This window comes from Segatella copri, assembly GCF_009494395.1.
Classification (GTDB): domain Bacteria; phylum Bacteroidota; class Bacteroidia; order Bacteroidales; family Bacteroidaceae; genus Prevotella.
Genome location: NZ_VZCB01000099.1, coordinates 24,202 through 43,843 on the forward strand (window position 1 = coordinate 24,202; position 19,642 = coordinate 43,843).

The 19,642-nt window shown below is 46.1% G+C and carries 13 protein-coding genes, 1 pseudogene and 1 riboswitch; of the genes and pseudogenes, 11 read left to right on the forward strand and 3 right to left on the reverse strand.

The window, feature by feature from the left end:
* Window positions 1-3: 3 nt before the first annotated feature.
* From F7D73_RS14345 to F7D73_RS14360, 4 genes are all read left to right on the forward strand, one after another.
* Window positions 4-1,338, forward strand: a complete 1,335-nt coding sequence (locus F7D73_RS14345) for an MFS transporter (protein WP_153125784.1) — start codon at window positions 4-6, stop codon at window positions 1,336-1,338.
* A gap of 227 nt (window positions 1,339-1,565) precedes the next feature.
* A complete protein-coding gene (locus F7D73_RS14350; RefSeq protein WP_153125787.1) occupies window positions 1,566-2,534 on the forward strand; it encodes an SPFH domain-containing protein in 969 nt (322 codons plus the stop codon).
* A gap of 6 nt (window positions 2,535-2,540) precedes the next feature.
* Complete coding sequence (locus tag F7D73_RS14355) at window positions 2,541-2,783, forward strand: DNA-binding protein (protein WP_153125789.1); 243 nt, start codon at window positions 2,541-2,543, stop codon at window positions 2,781-2,783.
* Window positions 2,773-3,528, forward strand: a complete 756-nt coding sequence (locus F7D73_RS14360; protein WP_153125791.1) for a hypothetical protein — start codon at window positions 2,773-2,775, stop codon at window positions 3,526-3,528. The genes F7D73_RS14355 and F7D73_RS14360 overlap by 11 nt, the downstream gene beginning before the upstream one ends.
* Before the next feature lie 138 nt (window positions 3,529-3,666).
* Here F7D73_RS14360 and F7D73_RS14365 read toward each other — a convergent pair whose 3' ends face one another.
* Window positions 3,667-4,080, reverse strand: coding sequence for a secondary thiamine-phosphate synthase enzyme YjbQ (locus F7D73_RS14365; RefSeq protein WP_153125793.1), 414 nt, complete (start codon window positions 4,078-4,080; stop codon window positions 3,667-3,669).
* A gap of 292 nt (window positions 4,081-4,372) precedes the next feature.
* Window positions 4,373-4,484, forward strand: a riboswitch (SAM-I-IV-variant riboswitch).
* Here F7D73_RS14365 and F7D73_RS14370 point away from each other — a divergent pair.
* Complete coding sequence (locus tag F7D73_RS14370) at window positions 4,484-4,738, forward strand: hypothetical protein (protein ID WP_153125795.1); 255 nt, start codon at window positions 4,484-4,486, stop codon at window positions 4,736-4,738. Its footprint overlaps the riboswitch before it by 1 nt.
* Before the next feature lie 119 nt (window positions 4,739-4,857).
* A complete protein-coding gene (locus F7D73_RS14375; RefSeq protein ID WP_153092194.1) occupies window positions 4,858-5,787 on the forward strand; it encodes a bile acid:sodium symporter family protein in 930 nt (309 codons plus the stop codon).
* Window positions 5,788-5,913: 126 nt separating this feature from the next.
* Here the strand turns inward: F7D73_RS14375 and F7D73_RS14380 are convergent, their stop codons facing one another.
* Window positions 5,914-6,780 (reverse strand): SGNH/GDSL hydrolase family protein, encoded by an 867-nt coding sequence (locus F7D73_RS14380; protein WP_228117758.1) that lies wholly within the window; start codon window positions 6,778-6,780, stop codon window positions 5,914-5,916.
* A 159-nt stretch (window positions 6,781-6,939) separates the two neighbouring features.
* On the opposite strand from F7D73_RS14380, the gene F7D73_RS14385 reads away from it, so the two are divergent.
* The 3 genes and pseudogenes from F7D73_RS14385 to F7D73_RS14395 all read left to right on the forward strand — a co-directional run bounded on the left by F7D73_RS14385 (window position 6,940) and on the right by F7D73_RS14395 (window position 13,061).
* Window positions 6,940-8,112: an MFS transporter gene (locus F7D73_RS14385; protein ID WP_153125797.1), complete on the forward strand. Its 1,173-nt coding sequence runs from the start codon at window positions 6,940-6,942 to the stop codon at window positions 8,110-8,112.
* Window positions 8,113-8,344: 232 nt separating this feature from the next.
* Window positions 8,345-9,734 (forward strand): annotated as a pseudogene (locus tag F7D73_RS14390) (sugar porter family MFS transporter).
* 6 nt (window positions 9,735-9,740) lie between these two features.
* Window positions 9,741-13,061 carry a DUF5107 domain-containing protein gene (locus F7D73_RS14395; protein WP_153125799.1) on the forward strand — a complete coding sequence of 1,107 codons (3,321 nt, stop codon included), beginning with the start codon at window positions 9,741-9,743 and terminating at the stop codon, window positions 13,059-13,061.
* Between the two features lie 157 nt (window positions 13,062-13,218).
* On the opposite strand, the gene F7D73_RS14400 is transcribed toward F7D73_RS14395, so the two are convergent.
* The gene (locus F7D73_RS14400; RefSeq protein ID WP_153125801.1) at window positions 13,219-14,133 is read right to left on the reverse strand and encodes an AraC family transcriptional regulator; all 915 of its coding nucleotides are present in this window, start codon (window positions 14,131-14,133) and stop codon (window positions 13,219-13,221) included.
* 315 nt (window positions 14,134-14,448) lie between these two features.
* On the opposite strand from F7D73_RS14400, the gene F7D73_RS14405 reads away from it, so the two are divergent.
* Entirely contained in the window at window positions 14,449-16,533 is a 2,085-nt protein-coding gene (locus F7D73_RS14405) for a beta-galactosidase (RefSeq protein WP_153125803.1), read from the forward strand.
* A gap of 15 nt (window positions 16,534-16,548) precedes the next feature.
* On the forward strand, window positions 16,549-19,494 hold the full coding sequence (locus F7D73_RS14410) for a sugar-binding domain-containing protein (protein WP_153125805.1): 2,946 nt from the start codon (window positions 16,549-16,551) through the stop codon (window positions 19,492-19,494).
* Window positions 19,495-19,642 lie beyond the last annotated feature (148 nt).

Here is a 19,642-nt window from a genome sequence, read left to right on the forward strand (position 1 = left end):
AAAATGGTAACAAAGAAAAATAGTCGGAATCCATGGGCTTGGATTCCGACCCTCTACTTTGCGGAAGGACTGCCTAACGTTATCGTGACAGCCCTCTCTGTCGTGATGTATATGCAGTTGGGTTTGACCGATGCTCAGGTGGGTCTCTATACCGGATGGCTCGCCCTGCCATGGGTTATCAAACCCTTGTGGAGTCCTTTCATCGACTTGCTGAAGACCAAGCGCTGGTGGGTATTGACCATGCAGGCACTCATCGGAGCCGCCCTTGCCGGCATTGCTTTCTCGCTGCCTACTGCCTTCTGGTTCCAGGCAACGATGTGCTTCTTCTTCCTCATCGCCTTCTGCAGTGCCACCCACGATATTTCTGCGGATGGTTTCTACATGATTGAGTTGGATGAACATACGCAGACCAAGTTTGTGGGACTTCGAAACACCTTCTATCGTCTTGCCATCATCTTTGTGAATGGATTCCTGGTGATGCTGGCTGGTGTTCTCCAGGTGATGTTCCGCAACCAAATTCGCTTCTCATGGGCGCTCATCTTCTACGGTCTGGCAGGTATCTTCATCGGATTATGGCTCTATCATAGCCGATTCATGCCACGTCCTAAGGAGGATGTGCAGACGGACAGAACGGTGGGTGAAGTGGCTCACGAACTGAAGAATATGTTCCGCACCTTCTTCGTGAAGTTCGGATTGGGAGAAACCATCTGTGTGATGCTCTTCCTCTTGCTCTACCGATTCCCAGAAGCGCTTCTGAACACCATGACCAAGACCTTCATCCTCCGTCCTAATTCGCAGGGAGGACTGGGACTGTCACCTCAGGAATATGGCTTTGCCAATGGTACTGTGGGATTGATTGGTTTGCTGCTGGGTGGAATTCTTGGTGGTATTCTGGTGAGCAGGGATGGAATGAAGAAATGGCTCTGGCCTCTGGTTTGCGCCATCACCTTGCCTGATGTGGTTTACATCTATCTGAGTTACTCGCTCAACAGCAACCTCATCGTGGTTTCCAGCTGTCTTTTCGTCGAGCAGTTGGGTTACGGTCTGGGCTTCACGGTTCTTACCCTTTACATGTTGTTCTATAGTCAGGGCAAGTTCAAGACTTCCCATTATTCTATCTGCACGGGTATCTCTTATCTCGGATTGATGTTGCCTGGTATGGTTTCGGGATATCTGAAAGATATGGTAGGCTATCGCTTGTTCTTCATCATCGTGATGGCATGCTGCGCCATCACCTTCCTGGTTACCGCTTTCCTGAAGATAGATCCTGAGTTCGGAAAGAAAGAGAAGGAAATCAAGGAGGAAATAGAAGAGGAAGAAATGGAAGTGATAGATTAATATTTCTATAGAAGACAGGATCTATCTCTATATGAAGATAGAAACTGTTTTCTATATATAAATAGGTGAAAATCTGAGAAAAGGTCGTTGGGTATCATCCCAACGACCTTTTTACGTTAAAGTATTTGAAATCTTTATCTTCTGCCCTTGTGATATCATTTTAATATCGTATATTTGCGATATCAAAATGATATCAACATCAATAACGTAATAAATAAAGTAAAATTATGGAGAATAAGGAATTTACGTATCAGGGAAAGACCTTGAATGGCATCCTGATGTTAGTGTTAAACATCATCGGCTTCCTGGCTGGAGTTGGCTTGTTTATATTTGCCTGCGTTTCGCAAGAAGGCTGGCTGGCAAATGTCTGTGGTGTTTGCGGCGTACTGCTTCTCATCCTGAGCATCATCTGCGTCTGCGGTTTCATCCTGGTGGAGCCGGGTCAGGCTCGCGTATTGCTTTTCTTCGGTAAGTATCGTGGTACTTTTACAGAGCCTGGTTACTATTGGCTGAATCCGTTCATCAGTCAGAAAAAACTTTCGCTTCGTGTGCGCAACCTCGATGCCGAACCTATCAAGGTGAATGACAAGACGGGTAATCCGATTATGATTGGTATGGTGCTGGTATGGAAACTGAAGGATACCTACAAGGCTATCTTCGAGATTGATACCCAGACGATGGCTGAGGGTTCTACAGGTCAGGCAGGCATCGGTGCTTCTGCTGCACAGATCATGAACATGCTGGGCCGCTTTGTCCAGATTCAGGCAGATGCTGCTCTCCGACAGGTAGCTGGACAGTATGCCTACGATGATGACGAGGGTGGAAAGGCGAATCAGATTACGCTTCGAGATGGAAGTGATGAGATTAATAAGGAGTTGGAGGCTCGCATCGACGAGCGCTTGGCGATGGCAGGTATTGAGGTAGTAGAGGCTCGCATCAACTATTTGGCTTATGCACCGGAGATTGCAGCCGTAATGCTTCGTCGTCAGCAGGCTTCAGCCATTATTTCTGCCAGAGAAAAGATAGTAGAAGGTGCCGTGTCGATGGTGAAAATGGCATTGCAGAAGTTGAGTGATGAGGATGTGGTAGAGCTTGATGATGACAAGAAGGCTGCCATGGTCAGCAATCTGCTCGTAGTGCTCTGTGGCGATGATACTGCTCAGCCTGTAGTAAATACGGGAACATTGAATCATTAAAAAAGTATGGCTAAAAAGGAAACAAATACGAAGAGTTTTATATTGCGCATTGATTCGGAAACGATGAGTGCCATTGAAGCGTGGGCGGAGGATGAGTTCCGCTCAACCAACGGCCAGCTGCAATGGATCATCGCTGAAGCGCTGCGCAAGGCTGGCAGACTGCCTAAGAAAAAGAAGGCTGCATCAAAGAAAATGAAGGAAGAAGTCGATTCAAATCAAATAGGAGGGGAAAAGAAAGATGAAGAATAAAATATTTAGTTTTGTGCTTGATTTATTCAAAAATGGCGATAAGGAAGAGCGGGCTGGCATCTTTGCGCAAGTCAAGATCTATCGTTCTACAAGTGCCAGGGTCTTTGAATTTATTGTAGGAATCCTGGTTCTTGCCATGTGGCTGCTCACCATCAGAAACATCATTCATGCCACATCTGATGATTTGCCTTATCTTCTTCTGTTGGCTGGAATGGGTACTTTTTTCCCTATTGCTTGTTTGCTTCACAGCTATCATCCAAAGGCCAATGACTTTCCTTTTGTCAAGATTGTCAATGCCCGACAGGTATATTACCTGTCCCTGTTGGGTCGCTATGCAGCTTTATGGTCAGCCCTCTTCTGGTTATGGATTAGTTGTATGGATTTTATCGGAAGTGAGCCTGTATTTGTGGGTGGAGTGATCGTTTGCTGTGTTCTTTTATGTCTGAACGGTGTATTCTTTTTTTATAAGATATACCAGTTGAGAAATCTGGTAGAAGTAGAGGATCCTGAGCCAGCTATCAAAAACGAGAAACTCTTGACTATCGGTGTGTTGGTATTGACGGCGGTTTTAGGTTTTGCGATGCATCTCCTGCCGATTTGGGATTGTATGCCAAAGATATTAAGTGGATTTTTAAGAGGAATCCTCGTCATAGCAATGGTAGTAGGCATCGTCTGGGTATGCAAGAGATACTTCGGCCTTTTCCGTGAAATAGATAAAGACGCCTCCGATTCATCCAGAAAATAGAATCGCCAGGCGTCCCATAAAGTCTTCCGTCAGGCGTCCCGGCGGATTTGCAATCCGCCGTCAAAAAATGTCCTAACCTGTTGGTGCTCTGCGGATTTGCAATCCGCAGCAATCAGTTTTGAAGCAAGGTGTGGGGAATTACAAACCGATAATCGTTGCGATGAGGTGTCGGCTTCCGCCTCCCTCTCTGAATTCACAGAGGTAAATCCCCTGCCATGTACCAAGGTTCAATCTGCCATTGGTAATAGGAATGGTGAGCGATACACCCACCATGCTCGATTTGGCATGCGCCGACATATCCGTAGGTCCTTCATCCTGATGCAGATATCTTGGGTCGCCATCTGGAACCAGTCTTTCGAAGATACCCTTCAAATCATGTCTCACATCCGGGTCGAAGTTCTCGTTCAGCGACAATCCGCAACTGGTATGTCTTACGAAGAGATTCAGGATCCCCGTCTTAGGCAGCGCTGGCAAGTTCCTCATCACCTCGTTGGTTACGAGGTGAAAGCCGCGAGGAAGCGGGCGCAATGAAAATTCTACTTGCTGTATCATATCATTCTTTGTTTTTATATTTCAATTGTTTGTATCTTTCTGATTGTCAATTTACAAAGGTAATTATAATTTTATTATTATAATACTATTATAATGCAAATATAGGAAAGTTTAACCATTAAAGGATATCTCTTTCAATCAAGTCGAGTATATCTCTTCTAATCAAGTCGGGTATTTCCTTGCTATCTGCTACCCCGAAAAATCTTCTTCTTTAGAAGAAGGAAAAAAACAAGAAAAATAATCCCGAAATAATTTGGTGGTTTCAGAATAATGATGTACTTTTGCACCCGAAATCAAGCATTAAGAGTTGCCCAGTTGCGGCACACCAACCGAGTTTCGCATAGAGATAACCACGGTGGTAAAAGAATGCGTAAGTGTTTAACAACTTAAAATAATTATCTTTATGAATCCAAATTCAGATTTAAAGAATAATGAGAGTGTAATGGCAGCTAATGCCGAGTCTTCAACTGTTGATGCAGGTTATGCCGAGTCAAGAATTTCAGAGTATGCAGCCCGCTTTGCTGCTTACAGCGATGAGCGTTTGAAGCAGACCGTGGATCACGAGCGCAAGGTTCGTGGTTGGGGCAGCGAGCGCAGTTACTTCCTCGCCGCCCTGCAAGGTGAGTGCAAGAAGCGAGGCATTGTATATTGCTGGTAAATGTATCAGGGGATTGCGAAAAATGCGATTTTTTTGCAATCTCCCATTTTTATATGCTAATTATGTAGCATTCTCGATATTTCTTTGTAATTTTGCAACCCATAAGAGAGAAAGGTAAGATGAAGAGAATATGTGATTTTATTTCCCGATATATGGGAGTGATTGTTTTGCTGACAGCCGTAGTTTCGCTATTGTTGCCTGCAAGTTTTGTATGGGTAGATACGGTTTATATCAATCCTTTGCTGGGATTGGTGATGTTTGGTATGGGCCTGACACTCAATCCCAATGACTTCAAGATTGTGTTCAGTCGTCCTAAGGATGTCATCATAGGATGTTTGGCACAGTTTATCATTATGCCGGTGATGGCTTGGGTATTGGCGAAAGTATTCCATCTGTCGCCAGAACTGGCTTTGGGGGTCATCTTGGTAGGATGCTGCCCTGGCGGTACTGCTTCCAATGTCATTACTTATTTGGCAAAGGGTGACTTGGCTTTGTCTGTCGGAATGACGATGACTTCCACGGTGCTGGCTCCTGTTCTTACACCATTGATTACTTGGATGATGGCAGGAACTTTTGTACATGTCGATGCTCTGAGTATGTTTTTCTCCATCGTTCAGGTTGTGATACTTCCGATAGTGGTAGGTTTTGTCATTCAGAAGTATTGTCCTCGTTTTACAAGTCGTGCGGTAGGTTATCTTCCTGCCTTCTCATCAGTGGCAATCACCTTTATTGTTGGCATCATCGTATCGCATAATGCAGAGAAACTCTTGACTAGTGGCTTACTCATCATCTTGGTAGTGATGCTTCATAACATTTGTGGCTTGCTCCTTGGTTTTAGCATCGGAAAGCTCTTGAAGTTAGAGTACAAGAAGTGTGTAGCAATCAGTATTGAGGTTGGTATGCAAAATTCGGGTCTTGCCAGTTCCTTGGCCACTCTTCATTTTGCAGCCTATCCGATGGCTACTATTCCTGGTGCTATCTTCAGTGTATGGCATAATATCAGTGGAGCATTGATGGCCCGGCTCTATAGTAGCAGGGGAGGAAAATAATTTTTTCGAGTTCATTTCCATGTTTCCTGATATAATGTGTCTGAGTTTGACCAGAAGCATCGGGCAAGCACTTACGATGTATAATGCAAGTACTTGCGATGTATGATGCAAGTACTTGCGATTTTTCTAGAACATGCAAGGCAAAGCAGAGAGTTGCTGCATGATGGTCTTTGCCATACGGGAATGACCGGCATCATTAGGATGAAGACGGTCGGTATCCGGCTTGTTGAACATCTGGGCACCTGCATCGTAAAGAGGGAAGAGACCGGAAAGGGAGTTGAGATCGATGACCGGCACCGCCCAAACATTGCCCACCTCCTTAATCGCCTTCACGTATTCATCGAAGAAGATGCCACGTACGTTCTCGTACATCTCATCTGGCTGAATGTTCTTGTCGCTGCTTCCGAAGTAGGCACGGTGGATTGGTGTCATGATGACGATTTGCTTGGTAGGATACATCTGCTTCAACTTCGACATGGCAATGTTGATGCGACCTTTCAGGGTATTCTTGTCCATGGCAAAGTGGCGGTGGCGACGCTGAACCATTTCGCTTGGCTTGTGAAGGGCTACTTTTACGCTGTCGAAAGTCTCCGCATACCATTCACCGATAGGCACACCATTGTTGTAATCGTTGGTTCCCATAAAGATGAGAATGGCGTCGAAATCATCGCCATGCTCTTTCTGGAGTAGATCAGCCTGTCGGGGAATATCGTTCCACTGTCTGCCGCTCACGCCATAAACGTATGGGGTGATGCCGAGCCAATCCTGTAGGAATCCCCAGTATTTCACCTTCGATGCCTTGATTCTTGGATCGGTGATGGAGTCACCGAAATAAGCCACCTTCTTTCCCTTCCAAGGATGCTGAAGGTTCTTGAATGTCTTTTCTTTTTCTGCGATTTCTTTCTTGCTCATCGCCTTCTGGGCGAAGGCGGGCATGGCTGGCATCGCCAAAGTCAAGGCGAGTGCTAGGGTAATCATTGTCTGTTTCTTCATTGCTAGTTTGTTTTTAATTCTTTTTCTGAGTGCAAAGGTACGTCAAAAATCTCATACCGAGCTATATTTTTTGTTCAAATATCACTCTTTTTCTGCTTTTTTTTGTAATTTTGCAGCCGCAAATAAAATAGGTATATATAAATAAAGGTATTAATAGGGATGACTGTAAGTTTGAATCACTTGGGAGATTTAGCCCGCAAGCGAGTGGCTGTTGCGGCTTATTATTTTGTGCCGGGAGTGGTGTTTGCCAGTTGGGCAAGCCGTATTCCGGATGTAAAACAGATGTTGCACTTGAGCAACGGACAGCTGGGAACGGTGCTTTTCGCCATTCCCATCGGCCAGCTTCTGATGATGGCATTTTCGGGCGTTTTGGTGAGTAAGTTTGGCAGCAGGAAGATGATTCTGCTTGCTGAGGTGCTCTATGCTTTCGTATTGTTCTGTATGGGAAGCAGCAGTACGGTATTCCAGCTGATTCTTTCTCTGATGGCTTTCGGAATGATGGCAAATCTGATGAACATCGCTACCAATACGCAGGCTTGTCTGGTGGAGAAGATGTATGGGCGCAACATCATGTCTTCTTTTCATGGTCTGTGGAGTTTGGGCGGATTCTCGGGCGGTATCATTGGAGCCGTCTTTGCCAATACCCTGCTTCCGATAGAGGTTCACTTTGGAGCTGTCTTGGTGATGAGCCTTCTTATCATCGCCATCGGATTCAGATATCTGGTAGATGATGCTACGGCAAAGGCTGAAGAGGAGGATGTGCCGAAGTTCTCTTTCAAGACCATTGACCCGATTCTGTTTCTCCTGGGATTGATGGGATTTGCCGGCATGTTCTGTGAAGGTACTGTTTACGATTGGAGTGGGGTATATTTCTCTTCTGTTGTAAAACCCGATGAGGCTTTTATCCGTGCAGGCTATGTGGCTGGCATGGGAGCGATGACCTTGGGTAGATTCCTAGCCGATGGCTTTGTTACGAAATACGGACCAGCCAGGGTGTTGAAGGTTTGTGGTGCTTTGATATTGGGCGGTTTGTGGCTGGCTGCCGCCTTGCCTTATCTGATTCCTGCCACTTTGGGCTTCCTGCTGGTAGGTTTCGGCATCTCTTCATCGGTGCCTATTTGTTACAGCATCGCAGGAAAACTCGGAACCATCAAGGCGAGCATTGCCATCACCATCGTTTCGAGCATCAGTTTCTTCGGTTTCCTGGTAGGACCACCGGTTATCGGATGGCTGGCTGAGGCTACCGGTCTCCGCATTGCCATCAGCATTGCCGCCTGCCTGGGCTTGATGATAGCGTTTGTTGCCGCAAAGGTTGGAAAGAGATTATCTTGAAAATGAGATGAATATCTGAATAAAAAAACAAAAAAAACGTGGATGTAAGGTAGCATCCACGTTTTTTTTGTTATAAATGATGTTTTTTACACTTCTTCGCAAACCACTATTTTTTATGAATATCAGAATGGCTATCATAAGATTCTCCATTATTTTCCGCTTTTATTCTATTCCATCTTTCCGATAAAAGCGATATCTTTGCACCCGGAAAAAACAAATAAAAACAACTAGCATGGAAACAATAAACAAACAATTTGTGTATTTCATCTGTCTGGTATCGGCGATGGGTGGATTGCTGTTCGGTTACGATTGGGTAGTGATTGGCGGTGCTAAACCCTTCTACGAACTGTATTATCAGATAGCCGATAACCCTTCAGACCAAGGTTTGGCGATGACCATCGCCTTGATAGGCTGTCTGATAGGAGCGATGCTCTGCGGTTCACTTGCCGACCGTATCGGAAGAAAGAAGCTTCTGATTGTTGCCGCCCTGATTTTTTCTTCTCAGCGATAGCAACGGGAATGGCTGACACCTTCAGCTACTTTCTGGTGGCCCGTTTCTTCGGAGGCATCGGTATCGGAGTGGCTTCAGGACTTTCACCTATGTATATTGCAGAGGTGGCACCTACTTCCATCAGGGGAAAATTGGTTTCGCTGAACCAATTGACCATCGTGCTTGGTATTCTGGCGGCACAGATAACCAATTGGCTGATAGCAGAACCTATCCCAGCTTCTTTCCTCTCAGCGGATATTGCTGCATCCTGGAATGGACAGATGGCTTGGCGATGGATGTTCTGGGCGGCAGCCTTTCCTGCGGCAGTATTCTGTGTGATGGCTTGTTTCATTCCTGAGAGTCCCCGTTGGCTGGCTATGAAAAATAGAGAAAAGAAAGCTTTCGTTACATTGAATAAGATCGGTGGAAACAGCTATGCGCAGGCTGAGTTGCAGGCCGTGAGAGAGGCAAACGAAAAGGACTCCTCGCAGGCAGGACTGAAGACTTTGTTCAGCAAGCCTTATCGCAAGGTGCTCCTGCTGGGTGTGGTGGTTGCCTTCTTCCAGCAATGGTGCGGAACGAATGTCATCTTCAATTATGCGCAGGAGATATTCCAATCGGCAGGTTATGCCATCGGCGATGTGCTTTTCAATATCGTGGTAACGGGAATAGCCAATGTTATCTTTACATTTGTTGCCATTTTCACGGTAGATAAATGGGGAAGAAAGGCCTTGATGAAGCTGGGTGCCAGCGGACTTTGCGGCATCTATCTCATCCTGGGCATATCTGTTATTTCTTCCAGATTACAGGATGGTTTATGATAGTTCTGGTAGTGGCAGCCATCGCCTGCTATGCGATGACCCTGGGACCTGTTACCTGGGTGCTTTTAGCTGAAATCTTCCCCAACAGGGTGCGTGCCGTAGCGGTAGCTACCAGTACCTTTGCCCTCTGGGTGGGAAGTTCTACGCTTACTTATACATTCCCATTGCTCAATGTGGCACTGGGCAGTTATGGCACCTTCTGGATTTATAGTGCAGTATGTCTGGGTGGTTTCCTCTTCGTCTCCCTGATGTTACCGGAGACCAAAGGCAAATCGCTCGAAGAATTGGAAAAAGAATTAATAAAACATTAAATAATTATGGTTAAAGCTTGGAGAGAAACAGTGGTGATTCCAACTTATGAGGTTGGAACCCCTGAGAAGAATCCTATTTTCCTGGAGAAACGAGTTTATCAGGGTTCGAGTGGAGTGGTTTATCCTTATCCAGTCATTGAGCGTATCAGCGATGAAAAGGTAGATAAGGAGTGGCATGCCATCTGGATTGAGAATGAATACATCAAGGTGATGATTCTGCCCGAGTTGGGCGGTCGTGTGCAGATGGCATACGATAAGATCAAAAAGCGTCACTTTGTATATTATAATCATGTCATCAAACCGGCATTGGTGGGCTTGACTGGTCCGTGGATCAGTGGTGGTATCGAGTTCAACTGGCCTCAGCACCATCGTCCAAGTACCTATCTACCAGTGGATAGCACCATCGAGGAGAACGAGGATGGCTCTGTTACCGTATGGGTGAACGAGATGGAAAAGATGTTCCATCAGAAGGGTATGGCTGGATTCACACTTCGTCCTGGCAAGGCTTATCTCGAAATCAAGGGTCGCCTCTATAATCGTACCAACATGCCTCAGACTTTCCTCTGGTGGGCGAATCCTGCCGTGGCTGTGAACGACTATTACCAGAGTGTGTTCCCTCAGGACATCAATGCCGTGTTTGACCATGGCAAGCGTGCCGTGAGCAGTTTCCCTATCGCCACGGGTACCTATTATAAGATGGACTATTCCGCTGGTGTGGATATTTCCAACTATAAGAACATCAAGGTGCCTACATCCTACATGGGCGTGAACTCTAAGTTCGACTTTGAGGGTGGCTATGAGAATGATACACAGGCTGGTATGCTCCATGTGGCCAATCACCATGTTTCTCCAGGAAAGAAGCAGTGGACATGGGGTAATGGCGACTTCGGACAGGCTTGGGACCGCAACCTCACCGATACTGATGGTCCATACATCGAGTTGATGGCAGGTGTGTTCACCGAGAACCAGCCTGACTTCACATGGCTCATGCCATACGAGGAGAAGCGATTCACCCAGTACTTCATGCCATATCGTGAGTTGGGAGTCGTAAAGTGTGCCACCAAGGACTTGATCATGAACATCAATATGGTGGATGAGGATGGCAAGATGACGACTGCTGATGCCACAGGCAAGGTGAACTTCAAGTTGTTTGCTACTTCCAAGCAGCAGGTGAAGGTGGTTTTGCGCAATGACGATGGCACTGTATATTATGAAAAGGAAGCTGCCGTTGATCCTGAGAACCTCTTGGACGAGACGGTTGCCGTAGGCGATAGCTGCATCGGCCAGCTCACTTTCGAGTTGACTTCTCCTGAAGGCAAGCATCTCTTGTCATGGCATGCAGAGCCAGATGAGATTCGTCCTATCCCTGACCCTGCGGAGGCAGCCCTCTTGCCAGAGCAGATCAAGACCAATGACCAGCTCTATCTCACAGGTCTTCACTTGGAGCAGTATCGTCATGCCACTTACAGCCCAGTGGATTACTACGAGGAGGCTCTCCGTCGCGACCCTATGGACTATCGTTGTAATAACGCCCTCGGCTTGTGGTATATCCGTAAGTGTCGTTTCGACAAGGCGGAGGAATATCTCCGTCGTGCCGTGAAGGTATTGATGAAGCGCAATCCTAACCCATACGATGGCGAGCCTATCTTCAACTTGGGTCTTGCCTTGAAGTATCAGTATAAGATGGATGAGGCTTATGATATGTTCTATAAGTCAACATGGAATGCCGCTTGGCAGGATGCAGGCTTCTTCTCTTGTGCAGAGATTTCCGTGATGCAACATCGCATGGACGATGCCGAGGAGGAGATTGAGAGCTGCCTCATCCGCAACACCCATAACCACAAGGCACGTGGCTTGAAGGGTTCTATCTTGCGATTGACAGGCCGCAAGCAGGAGGCTATCGAGTGGTGTGAGGCATCGCTTGCCATCGACCGCTTCAACTATCACTGCCTCTATGAGTTGTATCTCTTGACAGATGACAAGAAATATATGGAGCAGGTGGCAGAGATGATGCACGGCATGTCAAACAACTACGATGAATTGGCACTCGACTATGTTTCTGCTGGTCTCTATGCTGAGGCTCTCCAGATATGGCAACTTGCTATTGAGCAGGGTGCGGTTACACCGATGACCTATTATTATATGGGATGGATTGGCGATACGGAAGCATTCAAGGAGGCTGAGAAATATGCATCTGATTACTGTTTCCCTAACCGCGCTGAGGCTTCACTTGCCTTGAAGGCAGCTTTGAGCGCTTTCGAGGGTGAGGCAGATGCTACTTTGGGTAGCAAGGCCAATTATTATCTCGGTTGTCTCTATTATGACAAGCGTCAGTATGAGTTGGCCATCGGTTATTGGCAAAATTCTGCTGCAAAGGATGCTCAGTTCCCAACAGTATGGCGCAACCTCGCTTTGGCTGAGTTCAATAAGTTGCATGAAGAGGATACAGCCCTTGTTCACATGGAGAAGGCGTTTGCGCTTGATACCACCGATGCTCGTATCTTGATGGAGCTAGACCAGCTCTACAAGCGTATGGGTAAGGCTCATGCCGATAGATTGGCAAATCTCCAGAATTATCCAGAGTTGATAGCCAAGCGTGACGACCTCTTACTGGAGGAAATCACCCTCTTGAACCAGACAGGTAAGTATGAGGAGGCAATGAAGAAGCTTGATGCCCACCAGTTCCACCCATGGGAAGGTGGCGAAGGCAAGGTGAGCGGACAGTATCAGCTCTCTCGTCTGGAATTGGCGAAGAAAGCCTTGGTGGCAAATGACAATGACAAGGCCATAACTTTGCTGGAGCAGTGTCTGGAGTATCCTCATCATTTGGGTGAAGGCAAACTCTATGGTGCCCAGGAGAATGACTTCTATTACTTCTTGGGTTGTGCTTACGAAGCTAAGGGCGAGAAGGAAAAGGCCAAGGAGTGCTGGGAGAAGGCTACCGAGGGACCTCAGGAGCCAGCAGCAGCCATTTACTACAACGATGCCAAGCCAGACAAGATCTTCTATCAGGGATTGGCTCTCTTTAAGTTGGGCAGACAAGACGAGGCTAACGGCAGATTCTACAAGCTCGTGAACTATGGTAAGAACCATCTCTTCGAGGATGTAGTGATGGATTATTTTGCAGTATCGTTGCCAGATCTTCAGATATGGGAGGGCAACTTGAACCTCTCTAACCAGATTCATTGCAAGTACATGCTTGCGCTTGGATTCGAGGGATTGGGCGACAAGAAACATGCCGAGCGTTATCTTGCTGAGGCTTCTGCCTTGGATGTCAATCACTTGGGCATCTTGTCGTTCAAGACATTGGTTGAATTAGGATTCTAAGTTGTAGTGCTCTGTTTATATATGTTTTCTTCATAGGATTGAGTTGTTTTTTCAGGAAAGGGATCTTACTTGTTATCACAGTAAGGTCCCTTATTCTTAGTTATTCTTGGTTATTCTTAGGGCTATTGCAGGCAATCGTAAGAAAGTCTATGTTTTTTCAATCTTTTTTTGCAATCCTTTTTTCTCTATATTTCTTGGGTGATATTCCGATAGTCTTTGTGAAAAGACGTGAGAAATAGTAAGAGTCATCTATTCCCAGTTTGTAACTGATTTGAATGATTTTCATATCTGTTGTTTCAAGAAGTTCACAGGCTTTATTTATTTTTAGAAGATTGAAATAACTCAATGGACTATGTCCTGTGCTGTTTTTGAAAATAGCAGAAAAGTGGGAGACAGAATAACCTGTATAGTCAGCAAGTTCCTTCAGACTTATAGATTTTTCTATGTTCTCCTCCATATATTTCAAGGCAGCATTGATGATGCTATGTATCTCGTTATCATTTTGTTCCTCTCTCTTGTGGAATTTCCTGTATTGTGGCATATAGCGCAACGAACCGAGATAGAAATGCAGGAGCGATGAGGTGTATCGCAGATTTTCCAAGCTATATCCATCGGATAGGGTCAGAAACATATCTTCGAAGATGTTGTTTCTGTCAGCTATCCTTGAATTCAGATTGGGGGATATCGTGGTTGGCATCTCTGCACCTTCGGCATAGATGTGTGCCAATGTGCCACTGAAGTGAATCCAATAGATGGTCCAGGGATCGCCGTTGTTGGAGGCATAGGCATGGGATGTATTGGCTGGAATGATGAAGTATTGGTTGGCTTTTACTTTATATTGTTTGCCATCGATGCTGTAATGTCCGCTTCCCTTTACACAATAGATAAGCACGCATTGGTCGATGGGCTCCGTCCGTTCTCTATAATGATAGGTAGCGTGTGGATAGTAGCCTATATCTGTGATATGCAAGGTCCGCAATACCGGGTCTGAATCTGCCAGATCCAGAATCATCTCCGGCATTACCAATGAGCGTTCCCCTTGAAATCCGTTTTTTATTTTGATATTTTCCATCGCTTTCTTGTATTTTTTCTGCAAAAATACAAAATATTTTTGAGACTTGTCCTATTTTCCGGTGTTTCTTTCTTCAAATCATAAGATAGTCTATGTATTTCTGCTAATAAGTCTATCTGTTTTTCCCCTTTTTGTTTGTACTTTTGCAGCATCATTAAAACAATTGATGTTATATGAATATATCTGATTACAAAAGCGATTTGGTATGAAATGATAGATATCTCATATTTTCGGACGATATTATATTTCTATTTTGTATTTATATAGTTATATTTGCAAACGAAAAAAGCATATTAAACTTTAAAACAGATAAAAATGAATAACCAGACAAAGATTATAGTGTATTCGTTATTGGTATCGGCTGTAATTTCAAGCTCATTTCATCCGGTGGAAGCCCAGGCACAGATTCCGCAGCAATCTATCCGATGGGATAAGCATAGCCTCATCTTCGATGGTAAGCGAGTGGTGCCGGTGATGGGCGAGGTACATTATTCTCGAATCCCTCAGAATGAGTGGAGAGAGGAAGTAAGGAAGATGAAGCAGGGTGGCGTTACCATGATTGCCGCCTATGTGTTCTGGAACCATGTGGAGGAAGTAGAAGGTGTGTTCAACTGGAGTGGACAGCGCAATCTTCGTGGTTTCCTTGAGGTATGTAAACAGGAAGAGATGCCGGTGGTTCTCCGACTGGGCCCTTTCTGCCATGGCGAGGTTCGCAATGGTGGCATACCTGACTGGATGTTTACCAAGGGATGCAAGATGAGAGAGGAGAATACCACTTTCCTGAAATATACGACCGAACTTTATCGTCAGATTTATTCGCAGGTGCAGGGGTTACAATGGAAAGATGGTGGTCCGGTAGTTGCGGCACAGTTTGATAATGAATATCGTGGCAGGGGTAGTTATCTGATGGCGCTGAAGAAGATAGCCCAGCAGATAGGTTTCGATTTGCCTTTCTATACCCGTACTGGATGGCCTGAACTGAAAACGCCGGTGCCTTTCGGCGAGATGGTTCCGCTTTATGGCGACTATGCCGATGGTTTCTGGGAGCGCAGCCTGAAGGAGACTGCTGGTAATTACTACAAGGCTTTCAACTTCAAGGCTTTCCGAAGCAGTACGGCAATCGCTACCGAACAGCTTGGCAAACAAGAGGCGAAGATTAACAAGGGGGATGAAGCCTATCCTTATTTCACCTGCGAACTGGGTGGAGGTATGATGACTTCCTATCATCGTCGTCCGTATATTTATCCGGAAGATGCATATTCGCTGGCTATCGTCAAGTTGGGTAGCGGAAGCAATCTGCTGGGATATTATATGTATCATGGCGGAACCAATCCTACTGCGATGATGCCGGGTGATCTGGACGATGGTAGTGCGGTTTATCTGAATGAAAATCAGCGCACTCAGGCTACCAATTATAATGATATGCCGGTAAAGACGTATGATTTCCAGGCGCCATTGGGTGAATTCGGACAGAAGAATCCTCATTATTTCATGCTCCGCAAACTGCATCTCTTTATGCATGATTATGCAGAAGTACTGGCTCCGATGGAGGCTAGTTTCCCATGCTGTCAGGATATAGAGAAGGGTGATGATTCTCATCTTCGCTGGTCGCTTCGTTCTAAAGATAAGAGCGGTTTTGTTTTCATTAATAACTATGAGCGATTGCAGCAGTTGTCTGCCAGGAAGAATGTGCAGTTTGAGGTATGTGGCGTGAAGTTCCCTCAGCGTCCGATGACGGTTCCTGCCGGAGCGATGTGCATCTTCCCGGTGAATATCGATGGCATCCGATATGCTACGGCACAGTTGATTGCCAAGCGGGATGGAAAAATCTTTCTGGAACAGATCAAGGGTATTCCTACCGAGATTGCAGTGGATGGAAAGGTGCTGAAGAATGTGAAGGCGAAGGGTATCGCCAAACCTGTTTATAAGAACATCTATCTCGTAGATTCCAAGACGGCGGAACATCTGTTCCTGCAGGAGGAAGGAAAATCAATGATGTCACTGGCTCCTTCTTTCAAGAAAATCAAGGAAGCAGAGAGCGTTCGCAAGATAACTATGGGTGTGCAGAAAGTGGCAGAGGAACCATCTGATGCTGACTTCAAGAAGGCTGCGGTTTATCAGCTAAATCTTTCGCCTGAAATGCTGCAGGGCAGAAATCTCCTGCAAATTCAATATCGTGGTGATTGTGCCCGACTCTATGCCGATGGCAAACTGGTGGCTGATAATTTCTATAACGGCCGTCCGTTCCTGATGGGATTGTGGCGCCTGCCTGCCGATTGCCAGAAGTTGGAACTCCGCATTCTTCCTTTGCAGAAAGATATGCCGGTTTATTTCCCTCGCGAAGCAGATGTGGCGAAGGAGGGAGAAGAAATCGTGAAATTAGAAATAACTCAACAATAAATGATTCAACCATCAATGAGAAATATTGTATTGATAATGGGCTTGATGGCTTGTACTTCCTTGCAGGCACAGGGCGTCGACTCTAAGAATAAGATTGACCTCTCGGGGCAGTGGCGATTCTCGCAGGGAGATGCGCCTACCTATGAGGATGTAGTTAAGTTGCCGGGATCGATGCTCACCAACGGCAAGGGTAATGATGTCTGTACCCATACGCAATGGACAGGAAGTCTTTATGATTCTTCCTTCTATTTCAATCCTTATATGGAGAAATATCGCCAGGAGGAAGTGCTGGCGAATGGGAAGCATCGCATCAAGGGAACCATGAAGTTTCCTTTCTTCCTCACCCCAGAGAAGCATTACATCGGCAATGCGTGGTATCGCAAATCGGTGTTTGTGCCTAAGGAGTGGAAGAAGCAGCGCGTTATCCTCTATCTGGAACGTCCTCATATAGAGACTTCGGTTTATATCAACGGCAAGTTGGCGGGCAGGGATTCTTCGCTGAGTGTGCCTCATGAGTTTGATGTTACACCTTATATTATATATGGCAAGGATAATGAAATCAGCATCAAGGTGTATAATGGCATAGAAAATGTATGCGTGGGTCAGGATTCGCATAGCGTAACCGACCAGACCCAGGGCAACTGGAACGGCATCATCGGCAAAATGGAATTGCAGGCGCATCAGCAGCAGTATATCCGCAACCTGCAGGTTTATCCTGATGTAAAGGGAAAGCAGATTAAGGTGGTGATGGATGTGACGGGGGATGCCCGGAAGGCTGATTTCCAGTTTGATGTAAGTGGCATCAAGCATTCGTTTGCTAAAATAAAGAGAGAAAGTGATGGAAAATTCTCCGTCATTATTCCGATGGGCGAGGATATCCGCCTTTGGGATGAATTCCATCCGAATCTTTATACCCTGACTGCTACGATGGGCAAGGAATCTATCAGTACCACCTTTGGTATGAGCGAGATCTCCATCGAAGGCCGACAGTTTTATATGAACGGCAAGAAGATTTGGATGCGTGGAACCGTGGGCAACTGCTGTTTCCCGGAAACCGGTTATCCGCCAACCGATGAGGTTTCGTGGCTCCGTATTTTCAGAAAATGCAAGGAGTATGGACTCAATATGATGCGATTCCATTCTTATTGTCCTCCCGAGGCAGCTTTCTCGGCAGCCGATCAGGTGGGAATCTATCTTCAGCCCGAAGGTCCATCTTGGCCAAATCATGGTGTAAAGTTGGGCAATGGCATGACCATCGACCATTATCTGATGCAGGAAACCCAGCGAATGGTTGAGAAATATGGCAATCATCCTAGCTTCTGCATGCTTGCTGCGGGCAATGAACCTGCGGGAAACTGGGTGAAATGGGTAGGCAATTTTGTGGAAGAATGGAAGAAAACAGGAGATAAGCGCCGTGTATATTGTGGCACATCCGTTGGTGGCGGTTGGGCCTGGGATCCTAAAAGCGAGTATCATGTAAAGGGTGGTGCACGTGGATTGGATTGGGACAAAAAGGCTCCGCAATCGGAAGACAACTTCGATGGGGATATGGTCCGTGTGGTTCAGAAGGGCAGAACGCCGATAACCTTCGATGTGAACGATCCTAGAGTGACCCACGAGATGGGCCAGTGGTGCGCCTTCCCTGATTTCAAGGAGATTTCGCAATACACGGGAGCCTATAAGGCCCGCAACTTCGAGATCTTTTCTGATTTGCTGAGAGATAACGGTATGGCGAGTCAGGCTGAGAAGTTCCTTCATGCCAGCGGTAAGTTGCAGACCTTGGCATATAAGTATGATTTAGAACGCAATCTGCGAACCAAGGATTATGCTGGCTTCCAGTTGCTGGGCTTGAATGATTATAGCGGACAGGGTACTGCTCTTGTGGGCGTATTGAATGTGCATTGGAAAGAAAAGGGATATTGTGATGCCAAGGATTGGACGGAGTTCTGTTCGCCAATCGTTCCTCTGGCTAAGTTCCCGAGATTCGTTTTCTCTTCAGAAAACAAGGTGCAGGTTCCTGTGGAACTCTATAATGCGTATCACGAGCCGTTGCAGAATGCGGAGGTTACATACGAGGTGAAGGACGAAAATCAGCAGGTTTTGGCTTCCGGAAAAATAGGAAAGTCTTCGCTTCCAGGTAATTCGCTTGCTAATAATCAGAATTCGCTTCCTGTGGGTAAGAACATCGGTTTAGGCAATGTATCCCTGGATTTCCCTCATCTCCATATTCCGTCTCCATCGCAATTGGTCTTGGAGATTCAGGTGAAGTCTTCCAATGCTCCTGTAGCCCGTAACCATTGGGATTTCTGGGTGTATCCATCTCAGATAGAGATGCCGAATACCAAGGCGCTTAAGGATATCTATATTGCTGATAGTCTGGATGCCAAGGCACAGAAGGTGTTGCAGAAGGGTGGCAAGGTGCTGCTTCTGGCTGCCGGAAAGGTGAAGATGGGCGAAGATGTGAAGCAAACCTATCTGCCGGTGTTCTGGAACACCAGTTGGTTTAAGATGCGTCCGCCTCATACCACGGGTGCTACCATCGACAAGGCTCATCCACTCTTCAGAAATTTCCCTACGGATGACTGGGCAAACCTGAACTGGTGGGAGTTGCTGAACAAGGCGCAGGTGATGAATCTCCGTGAGTTCCCGAAGGATTATCAGCCGGCAATCCAGCCGATAGATACCTGGCACGTGAGTCGAAAGCTCGGTATGATGATTGAAGCCAAGGTGGGTAGAGGCAAGCTTCTGATGGCTACGATGGATGTAACCAGCGACTTGGAACATCGCCTGGTGGCAAACCTGATGCGTTATGCCATCCTGAAGTATATGATGAGCGATGATTTCCAGCCGGCAATGGAGGTGGATAAGCAGGTGATTGAAAATCTCTTCACGAAATCGGCGCCACCCGTGAATATGTTTACCAAGGATTCTCCGGATGAACTGAAGCCGAAGCTGAAGTAAGGAAGATAAAGTAATGTAAATATAAGGCGAGATATAGCTCGAGTAATGAGGCAAATGCTGGATAGTAAACTGGCATTTGCCTTTTTCTTCTTAAAAAGCTTGGTATCTTGAAAAATAGTTGTATCTTTGCACTTGGAAAGGTAACAAA